General features: G+C 64.2%; 31 protein-coding genes. 18 read left to right on the top strand and 13 right to left on the bottom strand.

The genetic code is table 11. The features are described 5' to 3' along the window. The first annotated feature begins 14 nt into the window (after positions 1-14). The 3 genes from BMW87_RS03675 to BMW87_RS03665 all read left to right on the top strand — a co-directional run bounded on the left by BMW87_RS03675 (position 15) and on the right by BMW87_RS03665 (position 2,306). Positions 15-821, top strand: a complete 807-nt coding sequence (locus BMW87_RS03675) for an oxidoreductase (protein WP_093074226.1) — start codon at positions 15-17, stop codon at positions 819-821. Between the two features lie 38 nt (positions 822-859). Beyond that, positions 860-1,765, top strand: coding sequence for a LysR family transcriptional regulator (locus BMW87_RS03670; protein ID WP_093074224.1), 906 nt, complete (start codon positions 860-862; stop codon positions 1,763-1,765). Positions 1,766-1,958: 193 nt separating this feature from the next. Then, positions 1,959-2,306, top strand: a complete 348-nt coding sequence (locus tag BMW87_RS03665; protein ID WP_093074222.1) for a hypothetical protein — start codon at positions 1,959-1,961, stop codon at positions 2,304-2,306. A 131-nt stretch (positions 2,307-2,437) separates the two neighbouring features. On the opposite strand, the gene BMW87_RS03660 is transcribed toward BMW87_RS03665, so the two are convergent. The 3 genes from BMW87_RS03660 to BMW87_RS03650 form a co-directional block, all read right to left on the bottom strand. Continuing rightward, positions 2,438-3,577 carry a hypothetical protein gene (locus tag BMW87_RS03660; RefSeq protein ID WP_093074220.1) on the bottom strand — a complete coding sequence of 380 codons (1,140 nt, stop codon included), beginning with the start codon at positions 3,575-3,577 and terminating at the stop codon, positions 2,438-2,440. Positions 3,578-3,867: 290 nt separating this feature from the next. Continuing rightward, positions 3,868-4,287 carry a DUF1330 domain-containing protein gene (locus tag BMW87_RS03655; RefSeq protein WP_093074218.1) on the bottom strand — a complete coding sequence of 140 codons (420 nt, stop codon included), beginning with the start codon at positions 4,285-4,287 and terminating at the stop codon, positions 3,868-3,870. Positions 4,288-4,311: 24 nt separating this feature from the next. Beyond that, complete coding sequence (locus BMW87_RS03650; RefSeq protein ID WP_093074216.1) at positions 4,312-5,043, bottom strand: putative quinol monooxygenase; 732 nt, start codon at positions 5,041-5,043, stop codon at positions 4,312-4,314. Positions 5,044-5,186: 143 nt separating this feature from the next. Between BMW87_RS03650 and BMW87_RS03645 the strand changes: the two genes are divergently transcribed. Next, the gene (locus BMW87_RS03645; RefSeq protein ID WP_256216637.1) at positions 5,187-6,137 is read left to right on the top strand and encodes an AraC family transcriptional regulator; all 951 of its coding nucleotides are present in this window, start codon (positions 5,187-5,189) and stop codon (positions 6,135-6,137) included. After that, positions 6,091-6,429 (top strand): zinc-binding dehydrogenase, encoded by a 339-nt coding sequence (locus BMW87_RS35430; RefSeq protein WP_093074212.1) that lies wholly within the window; start codon positions 6,091-6,093, stop codon positions 6,427-6,429. The genes BMW87_RS03645 and BMW87_RS35430 overlap by 47 nt, the downstream gene beginning before the upstream one ends. A gap of 45 nt (positions 6,430-6,474) precedes the next feature. On the opposite strand, the gene BMW87_RS03635 is transcribed toward BMW87_RS35430, so the two are convergent. Beyond that, positions 6,475-7,425 carry a LysR family transcriptional regulator gene (locus BMW87_RS03635; protein ID WP_256216636.1) on the bottom strand — a complete coding sequence of 317 codons (951 nt, stop codon included), beginning with the start codon at positions 7,423-7,425 and terminating at the stop codon, positions 6,475-6,477. Between the two features lie 288 nt (positions 7,426-7,713). Between BMW87_RS03635 and BMW87_RS03630 the strand changes: the two genes are divergently transcribed. The 10 genes from BMW87_RS03630 (at position 7,714) to BMW87_RS03585 (ending at position 14,672) form a co-directional block, all read left to right on the top strand. Beyond that, entirely contained in the window at positions 7,714-8,646 is a 933-nt protein-coding gene (locus BMW87_RS03630; protein ID WP_093074208.1) for an NAD(P)-dependent alcohol dehydrogenase, read from the top strand. 1 nt (position 8,647) lies between these two features. Continuing rightward, a complete protein-coding gene (locus tag BMW87_RS03625; protein ID WP_093074206.1) occupies positions 8,648-9,343 on the top strand; it encodes a helix-turn-helix transcriptional regulator in 696 nt (231 codons plus the stop codon). A 214-nt stretch (positions 9,344-9,557) separates the two neighbouring features. Beyond that, complete coding sequence (locus BMW87_RS03620; RefSeq protein ID WP_093074204.1) at positions 9,558-10,127, top strand: flavodoxin family protein; 570 nt, start codon at positions 9,558-9,560, stop codon at positions 10,125-10,127. A 25-nt stretch (positions 10,128-10,152) separates the two neighbouring features. Next, the gene (locus BMW87_RS03615) at positions 10,153-10,452 is read left to right on the top strand and encodes a superoxide dismutase (RefSeq protein ID WP_093074202.1); all 300 of its coding nucleotides are present in this window, start codon (positions 10,153-10,155) and stop codon (positions 10,450-10,452) included. A gap of 26 nt (positions 10,453-10,478) precedes the next feature. Then, positions 10,479-11,174, top strand: a complete 696-nt coding sequence (locus BMW87_RS03610; protein ID WP_093074200.1) for a type 1 glutamine amidotransferase domain-containing protein — start codon at positions 10,479-10,481, stop codon at positions 11,172-11,174. A 27-nt stretch (positions 11,175-11,201) separates the two neighbouring features. Then, a complete protein-coding gene (locus tag BMW87_RS03605) occupies positions 11,202-12,233 on the top strand; it encodes an amidohydrolase family protein (RefSeq protein ID WP_093074198.1) in 1,032 nt (343 codons plus the stop codon). Positions 12,234-12,256: 23 nt separating this feature from the next. Then, positions 12,257-12,997 (top strand): SDR family oxidoreductase, encoded by a 741-nt coding sequence (locus BMW87_RS03600; protein ID WP_093074196.1) that lies wholly within the window; start codon positions 12,257-12,259, stop codon positions 12,995-12,997. 141 nt (positions 12,998-13,138) lie between these two features. Beyond that, positions 13,139-13,507 carry an antibiotic biosynthesis monooxygenase family protein gene (locus tag BMW87_RS03595; protein WP_093074194.1) on the top strand — a complete coding sequence of 123 codons (369 nt, stop codon included), beginning with the start codon at positions 13,139-13,141 and terminating at the stop codon, positions 13,505-13,507. 75 nt (positions 13,508-13,582) lie between these two features. Continuing rightward, positions 13,583-13,885, top strand: a complete 303-nt coding sequence (locus BMW87_RS03590; protein WP_143062556.1) for a hypothetical protein — start codon at positions 13,583-13,585, stop codon at positions 13,883-13,885. A gap of 124 nt (positions 13,886-14,009) precedes the next feature. Further along, positions 14,010-14,672, top strand: coding sequence for a carboxymuconolactone decarboxylase family protein (locus tag BMW87_RS03585; protein ID WP_093074190.1), 663 nt, complete (start codon positions 14,010-14,012; stop codon positions 14,670-14,672). 65 nt (positions 14,673-14,737) lie between these two features. On the opposite strand, the gene BMW87_RS03580 is transcribed toward BMW87_RS03585, so the two are convergent. Beyond that, positions 14,738-15,178 carry a MarR family winged helix-turn-helix transcriptional regulator gene (locus BMW87_RS03580; protein ID WP_256216635.1) on the bottom strand — a complete coding sequence of 147 codons (441 nt, stop codon included), beginning with the start codon at positions 15,176-15,178 and terminating at the stop codon, positions 14,738-14,740. 158 nt (positions 15,179-15,336) lie between these two features. Here BMW87_RS03580 and BMW87_RS03575 point away from each other — a divergent pair, with 158 nt between their 5' ends. Then, positions 15,337-16,074 (top strand): SDR family oxidoreductase, encoded by a 738-nt coding sequence (locus tag BMW87_RS03575; protein ID WP_093074186.1) that lies wholly within the window; start codon positions 15,337-15,339, stop codon positions 16,072-16,074. A 268-nt stretch (positions 16,075-16,342) separates the two neighbouring features. On the opposite strand, the gene BMW87_RS03570 is transcribed toward BMW87_RS03575, so the two are convergent. From BMW87_RS03570 to mltG, 7 genes are all read right to left on the bottom strand, one after another. Further along, a complete protein-coding gene (locus BMW87_RS03570) occupies positions 16,343-16,513 on the bottom strand; it encodes a DUF4124 domain-containing protein (protein ID WP_256216682.1) in 171 nt (56 codons plus the stop codon). Positions 16,514-16,551: 38 nt separating this feature from the next. Continuing rightward, positions 16,552-17,232: an ankyrin repeat domain-containing protein gene (locus tag BMW87_RS03565; RefSeq protein WP_093074184.1), complete on the bottom strand. Its 681-nt coding sequence runs from the start codon at positions 17,230-17,232 to the stop codon at positions 16,552-16,554. Continuing rightward, positions 17,229-18,035, bottom strand: a complete 807-nt coding sequence (locus BMW87_RS03560; protein WP_093075199.1) for a TatD family hydrolase — start codon at positions 18,033-18,035, stop codon at positions 17,229-17,231. The genes BMW87_RS03565 and BMW87_RS03560 overlap by 4 nt, the downstream gene beginning before the upstream one ends. 73 nt (positions 18,036-18,108) lie before the next feature. Further along, positions 18,109-18,486: a PilZ domain-containing protein gene (locus BMW87_RS03555; protein WP_093056792.1), complete on the bottom strand. Its 378-nt coding sequence runs from the start codon at positions 18,484-18,486 to the stop codon at positions 18,109-18,111. Further along, positions 18,483-19,496, bottom strand: a complete 1,014-nt coding sequence (locus BMW87_RS03550; protein WP_093074182.1) for a hypothetical protein — start codon at positions 19,494-19,496, stop codon at positions 18,483-18,485. Before BMW87_RS03550 ends, BMW87_RS03555 begins: the two co-directional genes overlap by 4 nt. Beyond that, positions 19,493-20,149, bottom strand: a complete 657-nt coding sequence (tmk, locus tag BMW87_RS03545) for a dTMP kinase (protein WP_093074180.1) — start codon at positions 20,147-20,149, stop codon at positions 19,493-19,495. The genes BMW87_RS03550 and tmk overlap by 4 nt, the downstream gene beginning before the upstream one ends. Further along, a complete protein-coding gene (mltG, locus tag BMW87_RS03540; RefSeq protein ID WP_093056795.1) occupies positions 20,146-21,168 on the bottom strand; it encodes an endolytic transglycosylase MltG in 1,023 nt (340 codons plus the stop codon). Before mltG ends, tmk begins: the two co-directional genes overlap by 4 nt. 125 nt (positions 21,169-21,293) lie before the next feature. Here mltG and BMW87_RS03535 point away from each other — a divergent pair, with 125 nt between their 5' ends. Together BMW87_RS03535 and BMW87_RS03530 are read left to right on the top strand one after the other, a co-directional pair. Then, positions 21,294-22,220, top strand: coding sequence for a CAF17-like 4Fe-4S cluster assembly/insertion protein YgfZ (locus BMW87_RS03535; protein WP_093074178.1), 927 nt, complete (start codon positions 21,294-21,296; stop codon positions 22,218-22,220). 148 nt (positions 22,221-22,368) lie between these two features. Then, positions 22,369-23,286, top strand: a complete 918-nt coding sequence (locus BMW87_RS03530) for a hypothetical protein (protein WP_093056797.1) — start codon at positions 22,369-22,371, stop codon at positions 23,284-23,286. A gap of 2 nt (positions 23,287-23,288) precedes the next feature. Here the strand turns inward: BMW87_RS03530 and BMW87_RS03525 are convergent, their stop codons facing one another. Then, positions 23,289-24,161, bottom strand: a complete 873-nt coding sequence (locus BMW87_RS03525; RefSeq protein ID WP_093074177.1) for a YbgC/FadM family acyl-CoA thioesterase — start codon at positions 24,159-24,161, stop codon at positions 23,289-23,291. Between the last annotated feature and the right edge of the window lie 7 nt (positions 24,162-24,168).

Below are 24,168 nucleotides of genomic sequence, written 5' to 3'. Positions count from 1 at the left end.
CGAAGGAAAACACCATGTCGGTTTCATCGGTTGTTGTTGTGACCGGCGCGTCATCGGGCATCGGACGCGTCGCTGCGGAGATCTTTGCCGCGCGAGGTTGCCGGGTCTTCGGCACAACGCGCGACCTGCGCAAGGTGCCCGCGCTGCCCGATGTCGAGTTCGTCGAGATGGATGTCCGGGAAGAGGAATCGGTGCAGGCCGGCATCGAATCCATCATTGCCAGGGCCCTGCGCATCGATGTGCTGGTCAATAACGCGGGGATGATGATGATCGGCGCGGTCGAGGAGACCGCGACGGCAGAGGCCGCGGCGCTGTTCGACACCAACGTCTTGGGCATGCTTCGCACCACGCGCGCCGTGCTCCCGTATATGCGCAAGCAGCGTCGCGGGCGAATCGTCAATGTCAGTTCGGTGTTCGGTGTATTGCCGGCACCGTACATGGGAATGTATGCGGCCACCAAGCATGCAGTCGAAGGGCTGTCGGAGTCGCTGGACCACGAGGTGCGACAGTTCGGCATTCGCGCGACGCTGGTGCAGCCGGCGTTCACCCGGACCAACCTTGACGCCAACGCCCCCCGTGCGAACGCGCCGATCGGGGACTACGACCGCGAACGCGACCTGGTCGAGCGTTCTGTGACCGACAGCGTCGGCAGCGCGCCCGGGCCGCAGAGCGTGGCAAATACCATCGTTGAGGCGGCACTCGGTCCCTGGCGCATGCGTTGCACGCCACCGGGGCAGGCGTCCATCCTGACGAAACTGCGCCGCTTCATGCCCGCAGGGATCGTCGATGCGAGCCTCAGAAAAAAACTCGGTCTCGCCTGAAGAGTTCGTCCTGCGGCTCGCACAGCCGGGAGAAGCCCTTGGATAGCCTGGATCTCTTGAGAACCTTCAGCGAAGTCGCGGGCTCCGGCAGCTTCTCCCGCGCCGCGAGTCAGCTGAAGCTGTCCAGAGGAACCGTCAGCAAGTACATCGCGACGCTGGAAAGTCGCTTCGGTGTCCGCTTACTGAACCGCACCAGCCACGCTGTAAGCCTGACGGACGCCGGGGTATTGCTGCTCGAAAGAAGCAAACCCATGCTGGAACTGGTGGAAGAAACTCAGGCAGAACTCCAGGATCGGGCGTTGACTCCCCGCGGACGCCTGCGCATTTCCGCGCCGCATGGCATAGACCAGACGCAGCTTCCAGCGCTTATCAATACCTTCCTGGGCCACTATCCGGAAGTCAGCATCAACTTGGTCCTCACCAACCGGATCGTAGATCTGGCGGAGGACGGCATTGACATCGCACTGCGGTTTGCGCCGACGGCCAACGAGAATCTCATTGTTCGAAAATTGATTGCGATGGACCTGAGCGTTTGTGCTGCACCGATGTATTGGGCGGCGCACGGCATGCCGGCTCACCCCAATGATCTCGCCAACCACAACGCGCTGGTCAGCACACATCTGAACCCTCAACCGAAGTGGCGTTTCGAGGTTGACGGTGCTCCATTGGAAGTCCCCGTGAGCGGACGCCTGAATGCAACGGAGGCGGCGCCGCTGATCCAGGCCGCGTTATTGGGAGCAGGGGTTCTCTACTTGCCTACGGCAATGCTGGCGCCTTACATCGAAAGCGGACGGCTGGTGCCGGCGTTGTCGAAGTTCGTTCGCGGCGACATGTGGCTGTCGGCTGTTTACTTGCAGAGGCGACACAGTACGGCTGTACAGCGTGCGTTCCTGAACTTTCTTGAGGACCGGATCAAACCTCTCAAGCCTGCACGCGGTGCTTGAGCCAGAGCGGTCGACTTGCTCGACCTCCTAGGCGAAGAGGGATGAGGTTTCCGCTTTGAAGACGCGGCGTTGCTACGTACCCGTACTTCGACGGTAATAACGCACCAGAAAATTGCGTTCTCTGGCCGACAACTTTCAGATCGATGAAAGTTTGAGCCGAGAAAGTACCAGCCGACAATTTTCAAGGACCGATATGAAGAAGATTCAAATTGCTCAGGGCGCTTTTCTTGCGCTTCTTTTCGCTTCGAACGCCCAGGCAGAAATCTACGATGGCGTACTCCAAAGCTCCAGCGTTCGCTCTCGGGCGGACGTCGACGCAGAGGCCGCAACCGTGGCGAAAAAGGAAGACCCCTATCGGGATTCCGCATCGAGTGGAGTCGCTGCTCCACTCGGGTACTCGAAGTCCCGGGATGCCGTCCATGCCGAGGCAGTCAAGGAGGCGCATTCGGCAAATCAGAACCTCACTGGAAAGGCCTACTACAGAGACGCTATTCCGTCCCAGTACCTGAATCAGCCGCAGCAGGTTAACGCTGCGAAGTAGAAGCCCCGGACCTGTTGATGCCAGAAGTCGATGCGCAGGGCGTTCATCTTGAGTGGTACAGGGAGCAGAGTTGACGCGCCAAGCCGAGACGCTTGTGCAAGTCTGTAGAGTCGCAACTCACGCCGCAACAGCTAGCTGCCCATCAGGCGATCGTTCTCCGCGAATATCCGGCATGACTGCCCCGTCTTCTGGCGACAGTAGGAAAGGGCGGAGTTTCGTGCCTTGTCCGGGGAGTGGGCGTCCTGAGCCCAGTAGACACGCCCGCCTTCTGCCGACATCGCCATGGCCTTTTCATTGGGGACACCGTGGAAATAGAGCATCGCCTGTTGGCGCGATTCCGGCGGCAAGCCATCGAGAAACGCCGTCAGGTCCACGCGATCTCCCGCGGGGAGATGGTTGCTTCGAAGAAACCTGTCTATTTCCGGCCGCGTCAGCGCGCTGGCTTGCCAGCGAAAGAGCGTATGCCCGTCCTTCTCAAACGGCGGGAGCAGGACAGAGTCGGCAATGCCGCCGCCTGAGCGATAGGCGACAAGCATGCGTTCCATAAGCTTCGGGCCGAAGAACGGATCGTTTTCCGCGTATAGCCACAGCGTTGGTACCCGCGACGTTTTCCCGAACCCGTTCATGGTGCGGACGAGGTCCGCATCGAAGAGATCGCAGCCCGAGGCGCGCACACCAGGAGTGGCATTGTGGTGGTAGACGCCGCCCGATATGTTCACCACGGCCGTCAACGGATGATCCGCGCGGGCCGCCAGGTCCAGCATGGAGGCGCCGCCGATCGAAAAGCCGACACCCAGCGTCGTCGCCGGGTCGACGTCCGGTCGGCTGTGCAGTGCATTCAGCACCTGGCCCAGGTCGTCGGCATGCGCATCGAAGTAATGCGCAACGTCAGGCGCCTTGCAAGTGCCGGCCTCGTCCTGAACGGCGCCGGTCGAGTTGCCATAGCCGCGCCAGACGACCGACGCGGCCAACCAGCCGCGATGCGCAAAATCATGGGCAAGATGGGACAACCAATCGGCATGCATGTCCGAAGGTTCGAGTTTTCCGTTGGAGCCGTTCACGATGAGCGCAACCGGAAATTTCCCGTCGCCGACAGGTCGAACCACGAACGCCTCGAGCAGCTCGACCTTGTCGGGCGCAACACGGACAGGCAGCATGAGCCGCTCTTCACGCACTTCGGTTTCAGCAAGGCATTGGGAAGCGAAGAGGGCGATCCCGCAGCCGATCGTCAGCAGACGCGCAGTTCTGTGCAGCAATTCAATTAGTTTCATGAGAGGCGCGTGGCTTTTATCAAATCGAAGATGTGGTCGTGCGGCTGCCAACCTTTGCAGGCCTGCAGTTCCCGCACGATGCCGCGTTTATGGCAGCGCTCCATGACCTTCGCCTGACCACACGTGCCTGCAAACACATACGCGTGCGGAGGATGCGCAAGCGAAGTCTCCGGGCGCTATCTGAACCTTCTGCCCACTGCCTTGAAGAACATGCGGCGTTCCGCAGGCCGCGCAGGCTGATTCGATGGTTTCACGGACGATGCTTTCGTCTTCTTCTCTTGCTTGGCCCGTTACCGAAGGACGTGTTCTGGCACAGGCGGAGCACCCTCGACGATGTACACGCGCGACTTCGCCGATTTGAAGCGAATGGGCCGGATCGCCCGATACGCTGGCGAGTCGTACCAGGCCTGTGCCTGCTCGAGGCTGGGGAAGGCAATCATGACGATGCGTTTGCCAGGCTCGCCTTCGAGTGAGTTGACCTGCCCGCCCCGCACGAAGTAGTAGCCGCCGAAGGGCTTGAAGGTCGAGTCCACTTGCGCGCTGTAGGGCTTGATGCCCTCCGGATCCGTGACCTCGAATTCCGAGACGTAGTAGGCCGGTGCCTTGGTGGCAGAAGCCTGCGTGTGCACGGCATCCGCTGCGCAGCCGCTCAGGACGACGGCGGCAAGAGCGGCAATCTGCAGGCTCTTGATATGGGTGAACGAGATCATGGATGCAAGCGTGGTGTGGTGAATTCAGCGTGAGGGAAGGCCGAGGGCGATGGGCTGCGCCTCCATGAGCTTGCGCGAAACGATCATGGACTTGGTGGTCTCGACGTACTTCTTGAAATGCGGCGAGTCGATATGCAATCGATACGCCGCGTCATCCGCGTAGATCTCGAAGAAGCGCAATTGAGCGGGCTGCGCCTTCAGTGCAACTGCATAGATTGCCAGCACGCCCGGCTCGATGCGGATCGACGTGTCGATTTCTTCCGTCACGGCGTCCTTGTAGGCCTGGAGCTGGGCTGGATCGATCGTGAGTTCCGCCACGCGCACGAGCGGCTGGCCGCTCAGGCTTGCCTTGGCTCCAAGACGCACGGGTACGACTTCATGCAGTTCACGGCGCAGCATCATGGCGTCGGTCACCGCGCGAAATTTCTGGAAGTGGGGCGTCTGCACGTGAGCCCTGTAGGCCTGCGCGTCGACGTACATCTCAAACACACGGACGCGACCGGGGTTGTCTTTCTCCGCCGCGGCGTGGAAGGCGAGGACTCCCGGCTCCAGCATGCTGGCCTCGGCGTTTTCGCGCGCGGCCTTGCGAAAGTCGTCGAGCCGGGTCTTGTCGACATCGAGTTCTGCAAATCGCACGAGCGGTGTCGAGGCCGGTTGGGCGAGCGCTGTCTCGCTCAGCGCCAGCGTCAGCAGCGACGTGCCGAAGAGTGCGAGCTTCCAGAAATGCCTGGGCGCGCGAATGGTCGGAAATGGCATGTGTCATTCTTGGCGCAAACACGACAGCCTCGATAGACAGATCCGCGCGAGTTCTTGCCTGATCCGACCGTCGCCGCAGGTAATGGACAAGCGACCGGCAAGTACGCCCTACCATGCACCGATTCAGCCGTGGAGAAAGAGAAGTGAAGCAAGAGCGGCCCAGTTCCGGCGTGCAGCCGGATACGTTCGAAGCCCTGCGAGCCGCGCTGGCACACCGCATCGCGCGCTGGACGGACGGCGTCGAGCAAGTCGCCACCGCCGTTCCGGGATTGACGCTCTATCGTCACGACGAGCCGACAGAGCCGATGAACTGCATGGTGGGCCCCAGCATTGCGCTGACCGTGCAGGGCGCCAAGCGCGCGCTGCTGGGCGAGCATGCCTACAGCTATCACAGTGGCCGCTTCCTCCTCGCCGCGCTCAACTTGCCGGTGGTGTTGCAGGCAGTGGAGGCGCACCCAGACCGGCCATACCTGAGCCTGGTGCTGACGCTGGATGCACGCAGCATCGCGGAGCTCGTCCTGCAGGCCGAACCGCCGGCGCTGGAGGGACAGGCGAGCTTGCTGCCGGGCCTGGTTCTGGGCGAAACGACGGAGAAATTCCTCGAACTCTTCTTGCGGCTCGTCGACCTGCTGGACGATCCGGCGGCCGTTCCGGTGCTTGCGCCAATGATGTGCAAGGAGATCTTCTATCGCTTGTTGATGAGCGAGCAGGGCGCGCGGCTGTGGCAGATGGCGTCGGCAGGAAGCCACAACCAGCGCATCGCGCGTGCCATCGAATGGTTGAAGCTGAATTTCGCGCAGCCGCTGCGCGTAGAGACGCTTGCGGCCGACGTGCAGATGAGTCCGTCGCGTTTCCGTCGGCATTTCCGTGCCCTGACGGCCATGAGCCCGCTGCAGTTCCAGAAGTGGCTGCGCCTGAACGAAGCGCGCAGGCTGATGCTGTCCGAAGGCATCGATGCTTCGAGCGCATCGTTCCAGGTGGGGTATCAGAGCCCGTCGCAGTTCAGCCGCGAATACGGCCGTCTGTTCGGCGCGCCGCCGCGGCGCGATGTCCAGGATCTGCGGCAGAAAACCAGAACCGACGCGGCTCGCTAACTGCGCCCGGCCCATCGCCGGTTCTGGCGTCATTCAGGAACTGGTGGCGATCACCGGCGCCCCCTCGCGGGTCTTGTCGATCGCGGACTTGTCTGCACCTCAATACGGCGCAAAGACATCGTTCGAGCCGACGGACTCGACCGAGGCACTGGCAGGCGCTGCAGCGCTGTTCACCGCTGGATCGTTCACCTTGCCCGTAGAGAAGGCCTTTCCGTTGGACCGCATTGCCGCCGCGCATGAACTGAGCGCGCAAGGTCGTGTCACCGGGCGGCTCATCGTCACGATGGGTTGATTGCGAAACAAGCAGGAGTGGGGGAGTGCTCCTGCTTGCGCCTCGCTACCCGACCTCGCCCTGCACACCCAATGCCTTGGGCAGTTGTTCCACCAGCGCATCCACCGCCAGCCGCAGGCGCAGCGGCATGTGCGGCGCAGCGGGCCAGAGGGCATAGCAATCCATCGCGGCGCCGGGCTGGTCGTCCAGCACGCTGACCAGCGCCCCTGTGCGCAGGCGTTCCCTCACCAGCCATTCGGGCAACCACGCGAGGCCGAGGCCGGCCGTCGCTGCGTCTGCTATGGCCTCCAGGTCATCGAGCTGCAGGCGTGAGCTGAGTGGCATCTCCGTGATGCGACCCGTCGCATCGGGCAGCTGCCACGTGTTGATGCGGTCGGCACGCCGGTAGATGAGGATGCTGTGCGAGGCCAGCTCGCCCGTGTTCTGCGGTCGTCCGTGCGCGGCCAGGTAGGCCGGCGAGGCGCACACGCGCTTGCGCTGCACCACCAGCTTGCGCGCGCGCAGGCCTTCGCTTTCGTGGCCGAGGAAACCGCTGCGAACGGCGAGGTCGAAGCCTTCGGCCAGCACATCGACTGGCCGGTCGCTGAAGCTCAGGAGCAATTCGAGCGATGGATGCTCGCGTGCGAGTTCGAGCAGGATCGGCGCGATGCAATGGCGGCCGAACAAGACCGGCATGGAGACGCGCAAACGGCCCGCCACCTGGTGCCGGCCGGACTCCATCTGCGCCTCGGCAGCCTGCAGCTCCGCGAGCGCGCGCAGGCAGTGTTCGTAATAGATCTGGCCGTCCTCGGTGAGGCTTTGCACGCGCGTCGTGCGATGAAACAAGCGCACGTCCAGGCGCGCCTCCAGGCGCGCGATCGCCTTGCCCACGGCCGAGCGGGTGAGGCTCAGATGCTCGGCTGCGCGGGTGAAGCCGCCGAGGCGCACGACGTCCACGAACAAGGTCACGCCGTCGAGCCGCTCCTGGCGTTCCGGCGGTGCCTTTGCCAAATACATTGGTGAATTCAGATCATCCGGCATGGGAATTCGTTTCTACATTGGATAGTATTTTTCTACTTAGTATGCCTGCCGAAAGCTCCTGTGGGAATGCGGGGCAACAAGGATCGGTTTGAGAGCACGCGCCACGAAAAGACTGGTGCCAAAACCTGGCACCAGCGCTGCCTAGACTGAAATTTCTCAGGCAACACAAGGAAATATCGTGACTCAAGCCAATGGCGCCGCAGCGGAAATTGCGCGCGCGGTGATCCGGGACTGCACTGAATCGTTCGCGAGGAGCAGCCGGCCATGAAACGCATTCAGTACGGCATGTACGGTGGTCCGGAGTTGATGCGGCTCGACGAGTTCGAGTTGGCGACGCCCGGCCAGGGACAGGTGGCCGTGAAGGTCAAGTTCGCAGCCATCAACCCCATCGACTGGAAGCTGCGCAACGGCCAGATGAAGATCGTGACGGGCAGGGCGTTTCCCCGTGCCATGGGGTTCGACTTCTCCGGCGCGGTCATCTCCGCCGGACCTGGCGTGACGCGCTTTGTGCCTGGCGATGCCGTCTTCGGGCTTGCGCGCTTCAAGGAAAGCGGCGCGTTGGGAGAAGCCGTGATCGCGAACGAGACCGCCTTGGCGGTAAAGCCCGGCAACGTCTCCTTCGAAGATGCGGCTTGCCTTGGAACCCCCGGCGTCACGGCGTGGAACGGGCTGGTCGACAAGGCGAAGCTGGCAGCCGGCCAGCATGTCTTCATCAACGGCTGCACCGGGGCGGTTGGCGAAGCGGCTGTCCAGATTGCGCGAATGCACGGGGCCATTGTCTCGGGCAGCTGCAGCGCCGGAGCAATGGAACGAGCGCGGGCCCTCGGTCTGCAGAACATCTTCGACTATCGGACAACGGATCTGTCCAAGCTGCACGAGCGTTTCGACGTCGTCTACGACACGGCCGCCACGATGACGACCGCCCAAGGCTTGGGCCTGCTGCGCGAGGACGGCGTGTTCCTGGACCTCGATCCCACGCCGGGCAAGTTCATCCGTTCGGTCTTCAACCGGCGGCTGAAACCGATCGTCTGCACGCCGCGGCCCGACATTCTCGACAGCCTCGCCCGTGCCGCGGGGGAGGGCAGGTTCCGGATGCCGATCGCCGAGATCGTTCCCCTGAACGAGGCGATCGGCCTCGTCACCGCGCTCGAAGCGGGCCGCAAGCTCGGCGGCAAGGGCCTCGTGGCGATGGCCTGACATGTCGCGAAGCCACCGCTTGTTCGATCTCATGCAGGTGCTTCGCCGGCATCGCGGAACCGTGTCCGGCGAGGTGCTGGCGCGCGAGACAGGCGTGTCGCTGCGGACCATCCGCCGCGACATCGCCACGCTGCAATCCATCGGGGCGCACATCGAGGGCGAGGCCGGCGTCGGCTACATCCTTCGGCCCGATTTTTTGCTGCCGCCGCTGTCTTTCACGGAAGAAGAGGTCCAGGCGCTCGTGGTCGGTGCGCAGTGGGTCAGCCGCCACGCCGACGAAGCCCTGGCGCTTGCCGTGCAGAACGCGCTCGCAAAAATCAATGGTGTGCTCCCGGCCGAGATGAGGGCGGAATTGGACGACAACGCGCTCTACATCTTTCGCAAGAGAAAAGAAGCCTCGGTCTTCGATCTGGCGCAGGTACGGCGGGCCATGCGCGAGCAGCGAAAGATGCACATCGGGTACGCGGACGACAGCGGGGCCATTTCGCAGCGGACCATCTGGCCGATCATGCTCGGCTTCGTCGAATCGCAGCGGCTGATTGCCGCGTGGTGCGAGTCGAGCGGCGACTTCTGCCGTATTCGCACAGACCGCATCGTGACGGTCGATTTTCTGGACGAACGCTACCCGCGTGCGCGCCGGCAGCTTGTCAAGGAATGGCGAGACGGGCTTCCTTGCAACCAGCCCGACAGCGCCTAGCGCGGTCCACGGCCGCGTTCGACGAGTCCATTGGTGAATTCGAACTTTCTCGCAGGGGAATGCTTTTCTACATTGGATAGTATTTTTCTACCTTAGCATCACATTTTCTCTAAAACAGAGAATTCTGGGCGACAAAGCGAGCTTTGCAACTCGATCGCCCTGAACCTTCCTCTCACCCTACAGCGTAGGAAATCTTGAAATGGAAAAGACCCCAATGCTGATTTCGATCGTCCATGACAGCGGCTGGGGCCACACAGCCAGGCAGGCCCAGAGCGTCGCCGAAGGCGCGCGCGAGGTGGCCGGCGTGCAGGTGCAGCTGATCGCCGTTTCCGAAGGCGCCATCCCCTGGGACGTGCTCGAGGCGAGCGACGCCATCGTCTTCGGCTCGCCCACCTACAACGGCTCGCCGAGCGCGCGCTTCAAGCAGTTCTGCGAGGCCTCCACCAAGCCCGTCTGGAACGACATGAAGTGGCGCAACAAGGTGGCCGCCGGCTTCACGAATTCGGGTGCGCAGAACGGCGACAAGCTGCACTCGCTGATCTCGATGGCGCTGTTTGCGGCGCAGCACGGCATGTTGTGGGTAGGCCTGGACTTGAAGCCGGGCAACGACAGCAGCCGCGGCAGCGTGCATGACCTCAATCGCCTGGGCAGTTGGCTGGGCGCGATGGCGCAGTCCAACGGCGACCAGGGGCCGGACGACGCCCCCATCACGAGCGACCTGGAAACCGCCGCCCACCTGGGCAGGCGCGTGGCCGAGACCGTTCGCCGACTTCAACCCGCTTGATGCGTTTTCACCAAGGAGCCTCTTCATGAAATTTCTTTGCCTCGACATCCCCGCGCCCGGCGCCACCCTGGAAAAGTACCAGCCGCACATGCAGGACGAAGCCCGCCACGCCTGGCAGCTCTACAAGGGCGGCGTCGTGCGCGACATCTACTTCCGCCAGGACCGCCCCGGCGTGGCCATCATTGCCGAGTGCGAATCGGCCGATGCCGCGCTGAAAGCGCTGCGCGAATTTCCGCTCGCCAAGGCCGGTCTTCTCGATTGGGACGTCATCCCGCTGGGCCCCTTCCTGAACTGGGAATCGCTCTTTGCGCCAGGCAACGCCTGAGGCGCCGAACACAGGAACGTACGACCATGACCAAGCAAGCTTCCGAACTCAAGCCCATCCTCTTCGTCGTCAGCAGCAATGCCGTGAAGGGCGCAACGGGCATTCCCACCGGCTACAACCTGGCCGAAGTCACCCATCCGCTGGAAAAGCTGCAGGCAGCCGGCATCCAGGTGGAGTTCGCCTCCATCCTCGGTGGCGATGCGCCGCTGGATGGGCTGGAGGACATGAAAGACCCGGTCATTGCCCGCTACTGGGCCGATGCCGATTTCCGCCATGCCATCTCCCACACGCTGTGCATCGACGACGTGGACCCCTCGCGTTACTCGGCCATCTTCTTTGCGGGCGGCCACGGCACGATGTGGGACTTCCCCGACAACGCGGCCGCGCAGAAGGCCATCCGCGAGATCGATGCGGCCGGCGGCATCGTCTCGGCCGTGTGCCACGGCCCGGCGGCCCTGATCAACGCGCGCCGTGCCGATGGCAGCCTGCTGGTGGCGGGCAAGCGGGTGGCGGCCTTTACCAACGGCGAGGAAGAGGAGGTGGAGTCCACGCACGTCGTGCCCTTCCTGCTCGCATCCACGCTCAACGAACGCGGCGCGCAGCATCAGAACGCAGCCAACTGGGCCGACAACGTGGTCGTCGACGGACGGCTCATCACCGGCCAGAACCCGCAGTCCGCGGCGAGCCTGGGCATCGCGCTGCGCGACGCCCTGTTGGCATAAGCCCGCTGAAGCTTTCAAGGGGATAGCGTGAAACTGATCTGTGTCGAAGAGCACGTGCTCGACCGTGCCATCGGCGGAGCCACCCAGGCGCTGGTGCGCGCCGAGGCGCCTTACTTTGCCGACTGGGGCAGCCGCGTGGTGGACGGCCAGAACGTGGCCGATCCGAGCCGCCCGCATGTCATTGCGCCCAGCGAGTCCGCTCGCAAAGCGCTGGAGATGGGCGCTGCGCGCCTGGCCGACATGGATGCCGCCGGCATCGACATGCAGGTGCTCTCCTATGGCGGGTTCCCGCAATTGCTGCCCGCCGCGGAGGCCATTGCGCTGAACCGCGCGGCCAACGACAAGCTGGCCGAAACGGCGCGGGCGCATCCCGCGCGTTTCTCGGGCTTTGCCACGCTGCCGTGGCAGGCGCCCGAGGCGGCTGCGCGCGAACTGGAGCGGGCGGTGAAAGAGCTCGGACTCAAGGGCGCGCTCATCAACGGCCGCCCCGGAGACACGTTCCTGGACGATGTGCGTTACGAGCCGATCCTTGCGGCCTTCAGCGAATTGAAGGTGCCGCTGTACGTGCACCCCGGCCTGCCTCTGCCCGCCGTGCAGGCGCCGTACTACGGCGGCCTCGAGCGCGAACTCAGCGCGCGCCTGGCCATGTTCGCCTGGGGCTGGCACAACGAATCGGGCATCCAGGTCGTGCGCATGCTGCTCGCGGGCGCTTTCGACCGGCACCCCGGGCTGCAGGTCATCAGCGGCCATTGGGGCGAGATGGTGCCGTTCTTCCTGCAGCGGCTGGAAGACTCCATCCCGCAGGAAGCTTCGGGCCTCAGGCGTCCCATCGTGCAGACCTACCGCGAGCATGTGTACGTCTCGCCCAGCGGCATGCTCACGCTGCCGCACTTCCAGTTCATCCATGCGCTGATGGGCGCCGAGCGCATTCTTTATTCCATTGACTACCCGTATCAAAGCCTGGACGGCGCGCGAGCCTTCATCGAGCGCCTGCCCGTGAGCGACGCGGACAAGGCACTCATTGCTCACGGCAACGCCGAGCGCCTGCTGGGCCTGTGACCCCAACTTCAAGTGAGAAAAACATGACCCAAGGAATCGAAAACAAGGTGGTCGTCATCACCGGCGGCAGCAGCGGCCTGGGCGCGGAAACGGCACGCCATCTCGTATGGGCCGGCGCCAAGGTTGTCTTGGGCGCACGGCGGCTCGATCGCCTGCAGGCCCTGGCAGAAGAACTCGGCCTCGGTGCCGAGAGCGTCGTGCAGACTGACGTCGCGCACCTCGATCAGGTCCAGGCGCTGGTCGCCCGTGCCATCGAATCCCACGGCCGGATCGACGTGATGCTCAACAACGCAGGGGTGATGCCGCTCTCGCCGCTGGAGATGCTGCGCGTGGACGAGTGGAGCCAGACCATCGACGTGAACATCAAGGGCGTGCTTCATGGCATCGCTGCGGCACTGCCTCCCATGAAGACGCAAAAGAGCGGGCAGATCATCAACGTCTCGTCGGTGGCTGGCCACATCGTGAGTGCGGGGGGCGTGGTCTACAGCGCGAGCAAGTTCGCCGTGCGCGCGATTTCCGAAGGGTTGCGCAAGGAGGTGAAGCCCTACAACATCCGCTCCACCATCCTCTCGCCGGGCGCGGTGGACACGGAACTGCCCGCCTCCACCAAGGAAGAGGGCATGACGCAGGCCATGCAGGCGTTCTACGAGCACAACGCGATTCCCGCGAGCAGCTTTGCGCGCTGCGTGCTTTTCGCCATGAGCCAGCCTGAAGACGTCGACATCAACGAAATCCTGTTCCGACCGACACGGCAGGAGTTCTGAACTGGTGCCAGAAACTGGCACGAGCGCATGTCCAAATCAAGCTTCCTCATCGACACCAGGAGTTGGTGCCGAAGGGAAACATGTCGCCCCGCCGACCCGGCTGTCCGACAGAACTCTGATTTTTTCCAAGGAACTGAAAACATGCCCGATATCGAGCCGCTCGACCCGTCATTCCCGGTAAGTCGCCAGATGGACATCGATGCGGCCCCCATCGTGCTGGTCAATCTCTGCACCATGGCGCCTGAAGACGAAGCGGCGTTCCTTGAGGCATGGGCCGCCGATGCCGCCTTCATGAAGAGCCAGCCGGGCTTTATCTCGACACAGCTTCACCGCGCGCTGGGAGACAGCCCGACGTATCTCAACTATGCCGTCTTCGAATCTGCGGCGGCATGGCGCAAGGCCTTCAAGCACCCCGGCTTCCGGGAGAAGGCCAAGGCACATCCGGCGTCGATGGTCGCCCGGCCTCATCTCTTTCAGAAGGTCGCTGTGCCGAACCTGTGCACCGCGTAACTGGAAAACGATGCCGTTCCAAGCCGAAGCGTCCTCCACTTCAAAGAGAAATAAATGATCAATAAAAGATATGCGTTGTTGCTGTCGTTCCCGCTTGTCCTGCTCGGGACGGGTTGCTCGAACATCCCTAAAAGCGGCACGCCGGAATCGCAGTTTTCCTCGCTCGATTGCCGGGCCATCGCAGACCAGCTGGCGCAAGAGCAGGTGACGCAGGAGCGTGCGGCGCAAGCCAAGAGCAACTCCTGGAAGGTCGTCATACCTTTTGCCATTGCCGCTCGCTACATCGATGCATCGAGCCACATGAACGAATCGGAGCGCAGAGCCACCTTGCTGGCGCAAGAGCGGCAATCAAAGAGCTGCAACCAGGTTTCAGGCTGACGCTGTCGCGCTGAGCGATACAACGCACGTTAAGCGCCGCACCGCGGCAGCCATGGCCGCCGCTATGGCCTCGGGGCTGACGGCTTCCGTCGGCCATGCATCCCGGAACCAGGAACCGACCCGCATGACAAATACATCCCCCTCCGAAACCTTGTCGGCCGCACAGCAGGCCATTGTGCCGATCGCGGCTTTCGCAGCCTCCGGCGACATTGCCAAATTGAACGCAGCACTGAACGAGGGGCTGGACGCCGGCCTCGCGGTCAGCGATGCCAGGGAAGTGCTGGTGCAGCTCTATGCCTATGCCGGCTTTCCGCGCAGCCTCAATGCGCTCACGGAACTGATGAAGGTCGTGGAGGCGCGCAAGCAGCGCGGCGTGAAGGATGCGCCGGGCCACGCGCCTGGCCGCCCGATTCCGAAGGGCGATGCCCTGCTGGCCGCGGGAACCGCGAACCAGACCAAGCTGTCGGGTGCGCCGGTGCAGGGGCCGCTGTTCGACTTCGCGCCCGTGGCGAACGAATACCTCCGCACCCATCTGTTCGGCGACATCTTCGAGCGCGACAACCTCGACTGGCAAAGCCGCGAGGTGGCCACGGTCAGCATGCTGGCCGCGCTCGCGGGCGTCGAGTCGCAGTTGCAGGCGCACATCCGCATCAGCATGAACGTCGGCCTGTCGGCGCAGCAACTGCAGCAACTCGGGCAGCTGCTGGCCGATCGCGTGGATGCCGCCAGCGCCCGGCGTGCGCGCGAGGCGCTGGCGCGGCACCTGGCGACGCAACCCGCGGGTTGAAGTGATTGGAAGGAGTCCACACATGGCCGACCCCCGCGATGTCCCGATCAATCCGCTGACCACAGTCAGCTTGGCTCGTCCTCCTCCGTGTCTTGCTCCAGCTTCTGCCGCAGCGACGCCATGATCGTTTGCATCGTCTTGAGGTCGCCCACGGCAATCCCGTCCGAGAGGCTGTTGATCCATGGAGCCTGCAATGCCATTGCGTCAGCGTAGACCTGCCTTCCCTTGTCGGTCAGGACCACGAGCTGCGCCCGCCGGTGGTGAGGGTTGGCCTCGAATGCGACGAGCGCTTCCTTCTCGAGGTCGTTGACGATCCGCTGCACGTTTTGCCGATTGGCGCCCAGGTTACGGGCGAGCCATGCCACCGGCTGCGGGTGTTCGCCCTTGAAGATGGTGCCGAGGATCTGCCAGCGGGCGCTCGTGAGGCCGAGCGGCGCGACAAGCCGGTCGCCGGCTGTCAGCAGGCGGCTGTTGAGCCTGAACAGCTCGAGCATCAAGCTGCTCATCGCTTCGCCTGCAGGGGTTCGCTTCGTTTTTGCCATACGTCTCCATCAAGCCAAATTGACAACATGATGTCATGTTGGCATCATTCGATCGTATCAGAGCGGCACCGAGAGCCATCGAGGGCGATGGACCCGGCGTTCTCGTTTCAAAGGACCAGAGCATGACATTGCGCGACCACACGATCCTCGTTACCGGGGGCTCCAGCGGCATCGGATTCGCGCTTGCGCAAGGGCTTCTTGCGCGCGGCAATCGCGTCATCGTCTGCGGCCGGGGCGAAGAGGCACTGGCTCGCGCGCAGGCGATCGGGCCGGCGCTGATCACGCGAGTCTGCGATGTCACAAACGCCGAAAGCAGAAGGGCGTTGGTCGAGTGGATTGCTGCCGAGCATCCGGACCTCAGCGTCGTCTTCAACAATGCCGGCGTTCAATCGCGCCGCAGCTTCACCGACGATCACGCGCTGGACGGCCTGGAGCAGGAAGTCGCGATCAACTTCACCGCGCCGGTGCAGCTCATCGGAGAGCTCCTGCCGCTGTTGCGCAGGCAAGAGCGGGCTGTCATCGTCAACGTCACGTCGGGATTGGCTTTCGTACCGATGGCCGATGTGCCCGTGTACTGCGCCACCAAGGCTGCGCTTCATTCGTTCACGCTCAGCCTGCGGCATCAACTTCGGCACACCGCGGTCAAGGTCGTGGAGTTAGCGCCTCCCATCGTCGACACCGCTCTGGGCGGCGATACGCGCAGCGACGGCACGAAGAGCGCCGGAATGATGAGCCCGGAAGCGTTTGCGGTCGAAGCGCTGAAGCTTCTTGACGAAGACCGCGACGAAGTGCTGATCGGGCAGGCGATCGGTACGCGCCAGCATGGCGAGGCGCTGTTCCAGCGCATGAATGGCAGCTGAGCCTATCCGGCTTTCCGCATCGCTGCCGATGAATCGCATTCTCCTGGTCGAGGACCATGAACGGCTGGCGATGGGATCTTGATTGAAGAGTAAAAAGTCACGCGGAATTGGCCCCCAAAAGAGTGGGACATGAGGGCAGGACATCAATTCTGGGCTGTAGACATCAATGATGGGATACGACACTTCCGTCAGTGACTGCCATGTAATTTAACATAATGCACATTGTGTGCAGAATGAATAACTCAACAAGCGACCACCAACCGCTGTCTTAGCGCTTCGGCGCCCCCCCAGCGCCTCTGCCTTCGTAATTCACACCCTTCGTCTGCTTGATTTCGATCTTCTTTGCATCCGGACAAGGCTCATTCGAATAAACGACCTTGCCACCCTGAACGCACTTGTAGATCGCGTGCTGTGCCATCGCGCCGGATGCAAGGCCCATCATCGTCAAGCCGACCGCCAACTTGGCGCCTGCCCGTCTCACCATTTGCCGTCCTTGGGTATTGCCTTGGGCGCATTGGCCCGTGCCGCCGCAGCCGCGGTGATCATCGCCGCGGTGTCCGATCGGTTCACCTTGTTCGCGAAGTCGACGGCTGTCATGCCCAGCTGGTTCTTCATCGTCGTATCGGCGCCCTCGGCCAGCAGCAGCTTCACCGCTTCGCTCGAACCGTACATCGCCGCCATCATCAGCGGCGTGGTGCCATTGGGCGATTGCGCGTCTATGAAAGCGTAGTTGTCGAGCAGCACCTTCATGATGGTCAACTGGCCGCTGGTGGCTGCGTAATGCAGCGGCGTCCAGCCCGTCTTGTTGACCGCGGCATCGCGCTTCAGCAGTTGCGTGACCAGGTCCTGCTGGCCCTTGATCGCGGCCAGCATCAACGGGGTTTCATCCTTGGCGTTGGCCAGATCCACGTTGGTCTGCGGCGACTCGATCAGCACCTGGATGACCTTCGGCGACGGCTCGCGCAGTGCGATCAGCAAGCCAGTCTGGCCGTGTTCGTCACGCGTGTTCGGGTCGAACCCGCGCTGCAGCAGGCTGCGCACGCTGCTGGCGTTGTCGCCGCGCACGGCCCGGAAGAAATCCTCGAACGAGCCTGCCTGCGCTGCAAAAGATGTAGCAATGACAATGAGATAAATCGACTTCTTAATGTAGTTTTTCATGATTTGACGTCCCTGAACAATGTTTCGAAGTTGTCGCTCGTCGCCTTGGCGATGGCCTCTACGGGCATTTTTCGCAGCTCGGCGATCTGTTGCGCCACGAATGGCACATACGACGGATTGTTGGTCTTGCCGCGGTACGGCACGGGCGCGAGATAAGGGCTGTCCGTCTCGATCAGCATGCGATCCAGCGGTACGAAAGCGGCCACGTCGCGCAAGTCCTGGGCCTTCTTGAAGGTCAGGATGCCGGAGAACGAGATGTAGAAACCGAGGTCGAGCGCCGCGCGTGCCACCTCAGCGGTTTCGGTGAAGCAATGGAACACGCCGCCGGCCGCGTTGCCGCCGCCGTCCTCGCCCTCCTCCTTCAGGATCGCCACCGTGTCGGCCGAGGCCTCGCGGGTGTGGATCACCAAGGGCTTGCGGGTCTGCTGCGCGGCGCGGATGTGCACACGAAAACGGTCGCGCTGCCATTCCATGTCGGCAATGCTGCGGCCGCCCTTGCGTTCTTCCATCTGGTAGTAGTCGAGGCCGGTCTCGCCGATGGCAACCACGCGCGGCCGGGCTGAAAGCCGTACCAGGTCTTCGACGCTGGGTTCGGCGATGTCCTCGTTGTCGGGGTGCACGCCCACGCTGGCCCAGAAGTTGTCGTAGCTGGCAGCAAGGGCCTGCACTTCATCGAACTCTTCGAGCTTGGTGCAGATGCAAAGCGCCCGGTCAACCTGCGCAGCGGCCATGGCGGCGCGGATCTGCGGCATCTGGCCCGCGAATTCGGGAAACGTGAGGTGGCAGTGAGAGTCTGTAAACATGGCGCTGATTGTCGGGCCCATGCCAGAAATACCGCGAACACCGGCTTTGCCGGGTCGCAATGGGGGAAGCCGATCAGATAGTTTGCGTGGGGCGGTCGGACGCCATCGAGCCACCCAATGCTGCCTCGATGCGCGCCTTCAGTTGGCGCGACTTTTCGTCGGACGGAAAACGAATGCCCACGCCAGGCGCCCGGTTGCCAGCCGCACGCGACGGCGTGATCCAGGCGACCTTGCCGGCCACCGGATAGCGCTGCGGGTCTTCCGGCAGTGTCAAAAGCACGTAGACGTCGTCGCCGAGCCGATATTCGCGGGTGGTCGGAATGAAGATGCCGCCCTCCGCGAACAGCGGAATGTAGGCCGCGTACAGCGCACCCTTTTCCTTGATGGCGAGCTGGATGACGCTCGGCCGGGCGGGCGTGGCGTTGGCGGCGGGGGCTGTGGGTTGATTCATGGGCGACGAGCGGCAGAGTTTAGGGTGGTTCGCGCTTCGCTCACAAGCGCTTCCAGCATGAGGCCCGCATTGAACGGGTGTTCCGCGGTTCTCGCGGCGCTTGCAAGCGACTTCGACCAGCGCGCCAGCGCCAGCCGGGACGGGGCCGCAGGCAAATCGGCAGCATCGAAAAACCGGGGTTCGGCACCGTTGCCGATAGCCATCAGGTCGTGGCAAAGCTTCTGCAGCGCACCGACGGCCTGCGCTGGCGCGTGATCGGCCAGAGCACCCACGTCGCCGCGCGTCATCGCCTTGGGAAGCAAGGCCCATGCCTTGGGTGACTGGCCCGAGCGCGCAAGCCGCAAGGCGTCGCTCGGCCGGCCGCCGGCAGCGCGCAGCAGGGCGGCCGCATCGGCGGCGGGCACGTCCTGCGCGGCCAGCCAGGCTTCGGCCTCGGCAGTCTCGGGCCATGGCAGCGTGAAGCCCAGGCAGCGGCTGCGGATAGTCGGCAGCAGTTGCCACGCAGCCTCGCTGGCGAGCACGAAGCGCACATCGCCGACCGGCTCCTCGAGCGTCTTCAGCAGCGCATTCGCGGTGATCGTATTCATGCGCTCGGCCGGATACACCAGCACCACCTTGCCTCGGCCGCGCGCGCTGGTGCGCTGGGCGAAGCCGACCGCATCGCGCATCGCCTCGACGCGGATTTCGCGGCTGGCCTTGCGCTTCTTGTCGTCGATGTCGGCCTGAGCCTTCTCGTCGAGCGGCCAGTTCAGCTCCTGCATGGCGACTTCGGGCATCAGCACGCACAGGTCGGCGTGGGTGCGGACCTCGATGGCATGGCAGCTGGCACAGTGGCCGCAGGCGGTGCCCTCCTCGGTCGGCTGCTCGCACAGCCACGCGGACGCGAGCGCCAGCGCCAGTTCGTACTGGCCGATGCCGGAGGGGCCTTGCAGCAGCCAGGCATGGCCGCGCTGGCGCAGCAGTTCCGCGAGCGGCCAGCGCAGCCAGGGAGTCAGTGCCGGAGCGCTCATCGAGTGACACCACCGCTCAGCACACCACGCGCCACCAACGCCGTTTCAACCTGCTGCCAGACCTGGTCGCGAGACTGGCTGGCGTCGATGCGCACGAAGCGCTTCGTATCGGCGGCCGCACGGGCCGCGTAGCCCTGGGCGACGCGGCTGAAAAACTCGACAGGCTGAGCTTCGAACTTGTCGGGCACGCGGGCCCCGGCCAATCGTTGTGCAGCAATCTCGGGCGCAAGGTCGAACCACAGCGTGATGTGCGGCTGCAGCAGCGTCGCCCTGCCCGCCTCCGCCTGCACCCACCGCTCGAGCGTCGACAGCACGGCTTCATCGAAGCCACGTCCCGCGCCCTGATAGGCGAAGGTCGCATCGGTGAACCGGTCGCACAGCACCACATCGCCACGCACCAGTGCCGGCTCGATGACCTGCACGATGTGATCGCGCCGCGCCGCGAACACCAGCAGCGATTCGGTCAGCGGGTCCATCGGCTTTTCGAGGATCAGCCCACGCAGCGTCTCGGCCAGGGGCGTGCCGCCGGGCTCGCGCGTACGCACGACTTCACGGCCCTGCGCCCTGAACAGCGCTTCCAGCGCATCGAGATGGCTCGACTTGCCGGCGCCATCGATGCCTTCCAGCGTCAGAAACAGACCGTTGTCACTCATTGGGTCGCCTTCGGTTTGTTGGGACTGCCGCCGCGCTGATATTGATTGACTGCGCGGTTGTGGTCGTCGAGCGAACTGCTGAACTGGCTGGTGCCGTCGCCGCGCGACACGAAGTACAGCGACTTGCTCTGCGCCGGCTGCACCGCCGCCAGCAGCGCGGCCTTGCCAGGCATGGCAATCGGCGTGGGCGGCAGCCCACCGCGGGTGTAGGTGTTCCAGGGCGTATCGGTCTGCAGGTCTTTCTTGCGCAGGTTGCCTTCAAAGGCCGTGCCCATGCCGTAGATCACCGTCGGGTCGGTCTGCAGCGGCATGCCGATGCGCAAACGGTTGGTGAAGACGGCCGCGATTTCCGCGCGGTCATTGGCCTTGCCTGTCTCCTTTTCGACAATACTGGCCAGAATAAGCGCTTCATCGGCCGATTTCAGCGGCAGATCGGAGGCGCGGGCGGCCCAGGCGGCTTCGAGCTTCTTGTCCATGGCCCGCATTGCGCGCTGCAGCAGGGCGATGTCAGTCGAGCCTTTCGAGTAGGTGTACGTGTCCGGGAAGAAGCGCCCTTCCGGGTGCATGCCCGGCTTGCCGAGCTTGGCCATCAGCGCCTCGTCGGTCAGGCCCACGCTGTCGGGCTTGAGCTGGTCGGCCTTGGCGAGCGCGGCGCGCACCTGGCGGATGTTCCAGCCCTCGACCAGCACCAGGCTACGAGTGGCCTCCTCGCCGCGCACCAGGATATTGAGCAGCAGCTTAGGCGTAATGCCGCGCTCCAGCTCGTAGCTGCCGGCGCGCATCTGGCGGTCTTGCCCCGAAACGCGGAACCACAGGTAGAGCAGTTGCGGCTGCACGTCGACGCCCGTGTCGGCAACGGCCTGCGCAATGCCGCGCGGCGTGGTGCCGGGCTCGACCGACAGATCGACGGTGGGCGCGGGCAGCTTGAGCGGCTGGTGCACCCACCAGAGGCCAGCGCCGCCGAGCGCAAGCGCAATCAGGGCGGCGAGCAGGAAAAGCGTGAGGAAGAAGCTGCGCACGGATCCGATGTGGGGGTGACGGGAAAAAGCCGGAGGAGGAGATGAAAAAACCGGTGGCCTTGCAGGTTGCAGGGCGGGAGCCCCTGCCGACCCGAAGGAACAGGCACGGCCATGATAATTCAGCGATGACCACTGTCGTTCTCAATGGCGTGACCGCCCTCTCCCACCTTGGTGTGATCCGTGCAGAGGGCCCCGGTGCCGCCAGCTTCCTGCACGGCCAGCTGACACAAGACTTCTCGCTGCAAGGCGCCTCCGACGCCCGCCTGGCCGCGCTGTGCACTGCCAAGGGCCGTGTGATCGCAAGTTTCATCGGCATCAAGCCGCAACCCGAACTGATCTTGCTGGTGTGCAGCCGCGACATCCTGGCCGCCACGCTCAAGCGCCTGTCGATGTTCGTGCTGCGCGCCAAGGTCAAGCTGACCGACGCCACCGAACAATTTGCGCTGTACGGCCTGGCCGGCACGGCATTGACTGGCAACGGCCTCGACGCCACCGCGCTGCCCGGCAAGCGCACGGCAGTCGGCGACGAGGTCAGCGCCGTGTCGCTGTACCCCGCCGACGGCGTTCCGCGCGCGCTCTGGATCGCGCCGGCCGGCCATGCCGCCCCCGTGGGTCCGGCGGTCGACGCCAGCCTGTGGCAATGGAGCGAAGTCCGCAGCGGCATCGTGACGTTGACCACGCCGGTCATCGAAGCCTTCGTGCCGCAGATGATCAACTACGAATCGGTCGGCGGCGTGAACTTCAAGAAGGGCTGCTACCCCGGCCAGGAAGTGGTCGCGCGCAGCCAGTTCCGCGGCACGCTGAAGCGCCGCACCTACCTCGTGCAGGCCGATGCCCCCGTGTCCGCCGGGCAGGAAGTGTTCGCCGCCGGCGACGCCGATCAGCCCGTGGGTACCGTGGCGCAAGCTGCGCCGGCTCCCGATGGCGGCTGGTCCGCGCTGATCTCCATGCAGATCGCCGCGCTCGAAGCCGGTGGCTTGCATGTGGGCGCAGCCGATGGTCCGGCGCTCACGGTCGAGCCGCTGCCCTACCCCTTGCTCGAAGACATCTGAGCCAACTTACCCCCAACGCCCTTGAAGAATGGGGGCGTTTGGCGCTATCGAACAGATAGCGCCATTTTTTTGCGCGTCGTTTAACCCTGCCGCCGATGCTGCGCCGTAGAAGCCTGCACCGATCAACTCCTGGCAAGGAAGACACACCATGAAGCGCAGATTCTTCTCCACCGCCCTGGCCCTGAGCGCCGTGGCCTCGTTCTCGGCCTGCGCGCAGAGCCCCGAGCGGTCTTACGCTCCGCCAACGCCATCCAGCCGCATCGGCTCACTGATGCAGATCAGCGTGGTCGACCGCGGTACCGGCGCGGAACTGCCGATCTACCGCCACCGCGGCGAATACTGGGTGGCCGGCCGTCCCGGCGCGCGCTATGCCATCCGGGCGCGCAACGCGATGGGCGAACGCATCATGGCCGTGATGTCGGTGGACGGCGTCAACGTCGTCACCGGCGAAACCGCGGGCGTCGGGCAGAACGGCTATGTGTTCAGCGCAAGCGAGCGCAGCGACATCACAGGCTGGCGCAAGAGCGACTCGCAGATCGCGGCCTTCGAATTCGCCGCGGCCGGCAACTCCTACGCAAGCCGCACCGGCCGGCCCGACGACGTGGGCGTGATCGGCGTCGCAATGTTCCGCGAGCGCATGCCCGAGCCGCTTCCGCCTCCCATCACGCCATACCCGCGCCGCGACGAATACGGCGAACGCGAGCGCCGCAGCGAGTCATCGTCGTCGTACCAAGGCGATGCGCGTGCGAAGGCCGGCTCGGCAGACAGCGCACCCGCTGCGGAGGCATCCGCCTCGGGCAGCATGGCTCGCCAGGCAGCCCCAAGCCCGAGCCTGGGCACCGCCCACGGCCGCCGCGAGACCTCGTACGTAGGCAAGACCACCTTCGAGCGTGCGCAGTCCTCTCCCGACGAGGTAGTCCGCATCCGCTACGACAGCCGCGAGAACCTCGTCGCCGCAGGCGTGATTCCGGTGCCGCCTCCGCCGCGCTGGCCGCGTCCGGCCGGCCCGTCGCCGTTCCCGGGTTCGGACCCGGGCTACGTGCCGGACCCGCCCAGCCGCTATTGACGCTATTGAGAAGAAGAAAGAAGAGACCGACGCATCTCGATATGCGGGATGCCGGCCTCCTCGAAGCCATCGCCATGCGGCACATAGCCCAGCCGCGCATAGAAGCGCTCGGCGTTGCGCTGCGCGTTCAGCGCCACCACGCCGTCGCCGCGGGCCCTGGCGGCCTCTTCGAGCACCTGCATCACGGCAGCGCCATGCCCGCCGCTGCGCAGGTTGCGATGCACCGCCATGCGCCCGATGTGCGAGACGCCGTTCTCGGCCGGCAGCAACCGGCCCGTAGCAATGACCTGCCCGATGCGGTTGCGCGCCACCGCGTGCAGCACCACGGCATCGTGCTCGTCCCACTCCATCGCTTCGGGAATGTTCTGCTCCTCGATGAACACCGCGCGCCGCAAAGCGCTCGCGCCTTCGCCCAGCGTGGCCCAGTCGCCCGTCTCGACGGTGCTCATGCGCTCGCCGGCCTCATAACCGGTCAGCACCTCGCGCAGCAGCGCCGGCACCGGCTTCGAGGTCTGCGTGGCCGGGTCGGCAAACACGTAGACCAGTTCGCAGCCCACCAGGAACTGGTCCTGCCGGAACAGCCCGCCCTCGAACACCATCGACGAATTGCCGATGCGCGTGCAGCGCATGCCCACGTCGAGCACGTCGTCCATGCGGGCCGAGGCCCGAAAGTCGATCGTGGCCTTGCGCACGTAGAGGTCCCCTCCCAGCGCGTGCATCGCCTCTTCGTACGGCAGCGCCAGCGCGCGCCAATAGTCCGCGATGGCGGTGTCGAAGTACATCAGGTAGTGCGCGTTGAAGACGATCTTCTGCATGTCGACTTCGGCCCAGCGCACGCGCAGGCGGTGGAAGAAACGGAAATCGCTACGCTGCATTCATGTC

Origin of the sequence: Variovorax sp. OV084, assembly GCF_900111625.1 — a bacterium.
GTDB lineage: Bacteria > Pseudomonadota > Gammaproteobacteria > Burkholderiales > Burkholderiaceae_C > Variovorax.
This window is presented reverse-complemented; position numbering and strand designations above follow the sequence as displayed.

Excerpts from the sequence above, each read along its gene's own strand:
- BMW87_RS03530 (WP_093056797.1), top strand. The coding sequence starts at position 22,369 with ATGAAGCGCAGATTCTTCTCCACCGCCCTGGCCCTGAGCGCCGTGGCC.
- BMW87_RS03550 (WP_093074182.1), bottom strand. The coding sequence starts at position 19,496 with ATGAGCGCTCCGGCACTGACTCCCTGGCTGCGCTGGCCGCTCGCGGAA.
- BMW87_RS03575 (WP_093074186.1), top strand. The coding sequence starts at position 15,337 with ATGACATTGCGCGACCACACGATCCTCGTTACCGGGGGCTCCAGCGGC.
- BMW87_RS03635 (WP_256216636.1), bottom strand. The coding sequence starts at position 7,425 with ATGTATTTGGCAAAGGCACCGCCGGAACGCCAGGAGCGGCTCGACGGC.
- BMW87_RS03675 (WP_093074226.1), top strand. The coding sequence starts at position 15 with ATGTCGGTTTCATCGGTTGTTGTTGTGACCGGCGCGTCATCGGGCATC.
- BMW87_RS03610 (WP_093074200.1), top strand. The coding sequence starts at position 10,479 with ATGACCAAGCAAGCTTCCGAACTCAAGCCCATCCTCTTCGTCGTCAGC.
- BMW87_RS03580 (WP_256216635.1), bottom strand. The coding sequence starts at position 15,178 with ATGAGCAGCTTGATGCTCGAGCTGTTCAGGCTCAACAGCCGCCTGCTG.
- BMW87_RS03555 (WP_093056792.1), bottom strand. The coding sequence starts at position 18,486 with ATGAATCAACCCACAGCCCCCGCCGCCAACGCCACGCCCGCCCGGCCG.
- BMW87_RS03560 (WP_093075199.1), bottom strand. The coding sequence starts at position 18,035 with ATGTTTACAGACTCTCACTGCCACCTCACGTTTCCCGAATTCGCGGGC.
- BMW87_RS03625 (WP_093074206.1), top strand. The coding sequence starts at position 8,648 with ATGTCGCGAAGCCACCGCTTGTTCGATCTCATGCAGGTGCTTCGCCGG.
- BMW87_RS03525 (WP_093074177.1), bottom strand. The coding sequence starts at position 24,161 with ATGCAGCGTAGCGATTTCCGTTTCTTCCACCGCCTGCGCGTGCGCTGG.
- BMW87_RS03595 (WP_093074194.1), top strand. The coding sequence starts at position 13,139 with ATGCCCGATATCGAGCCGCTCGACCCGTCATTCCCGGTAAGTCGCCAG.
- BMW87_RS03570 (WP_256216682.1), bottom strand. The coding sequence starts at position 16,513 with ATGGGCCTTGCATCCGGCGCGATGGCACAGCACGCGATCTACAAGTGC.
- BMW87_RS35430 (WP_093074212.1), top strand. The coding sequence starts at position 6,091 with ATGTCCAGGATCTGCGGCAGAAAACCAGAACCGACGCGGCTCGCTAAC.
- BMW87_RS03650 (WP_093074216.1), bottom strand. The coding sequence starts at position 5,043 with ATGCCATTTCCGACCATTCGCGCGCCCAGGCATTTCTGGAAGCTCGCA.
- BMW87_RS03535 (WP_093074178.1), top strand. The coding sequence starts at position 21,294 with ATGACCACTGTCGTTCTCAATGGCGTGACCGCCCTCTCCCACCTTGGT.
- BMW87_RS03600 (WP_093074196.1), top strand. The coding sequence starts at position 12,257 with ATGACCCAAGGAATCGAAAACAAGGTGGTCGTCATCACCGGCGGCAGC.
- BMW87_RS03585 (WP_093074190.1), top strand. The coding sequence starts at position 14,010 with ATGACAAATACATCCCCCTCCGAAACCTTGTCGGCCGCACAGCAGGCC.
- BMW87_RS03665 (WP_093074222.1), top strand. The coding sequence starts at position 1,959 with ATGAAGAAGATTCAAATTGCTCAGGGCGCTTTTCTTGCGCTTCTTTTC.
- BMW87_RS03615 (WP_093074202.1), top strand. The coding sequence starts at position 10,153 with ATGAAATTTCTTTGCCTCGACATCCCCGCGCCCGGCGCCACCCTGGAA.
- tmk (WP_093074180.1), bottom strand. The coding sequence starts at position 20,149 with ATGAGTGACAACGGTCTGTTTCTGACGCTGGAAGGCATCGATGGCGCC.
- BMW87_RS03620 (WP_093074204.1), top strand. The coding sequence starts at position 9,558 with ATGCTGATTTCGATCGTCCATGACAGCGGCTGGGGCCACACAGCCAGG.
- BMW87_RS03660 (WP_093074220.1), bottom strand. The coding sequence starts at position 3,577 with ATGAAACTAATTGAATTGCTGCACAGAACTGCGCGTCTGCTGACGATC.
- BMW87_RS03630 (WP_093074208.1), top strand. The coding sequence starts at position 7,714 with ATGAAACGCATTCAGTACGGCATGTACGGTGGTCCGGAGTTGATGCGG.
- BMW87_RS03655 (WP_093074218.1), bottom strand. The coding sequence starts at position 4,287 with ATGATCTCGTTCACCCATATCAAGAGCCTGCAGATTGCCGCTCTTGCC.
- BMW87_RS03565 (WP_093074184.1), bottom strand. The coding sequence starts at position 17,232 with ATGAAAAACTACATTAAGAAGTCGATTTATCTCATTGTCATTGCTACA.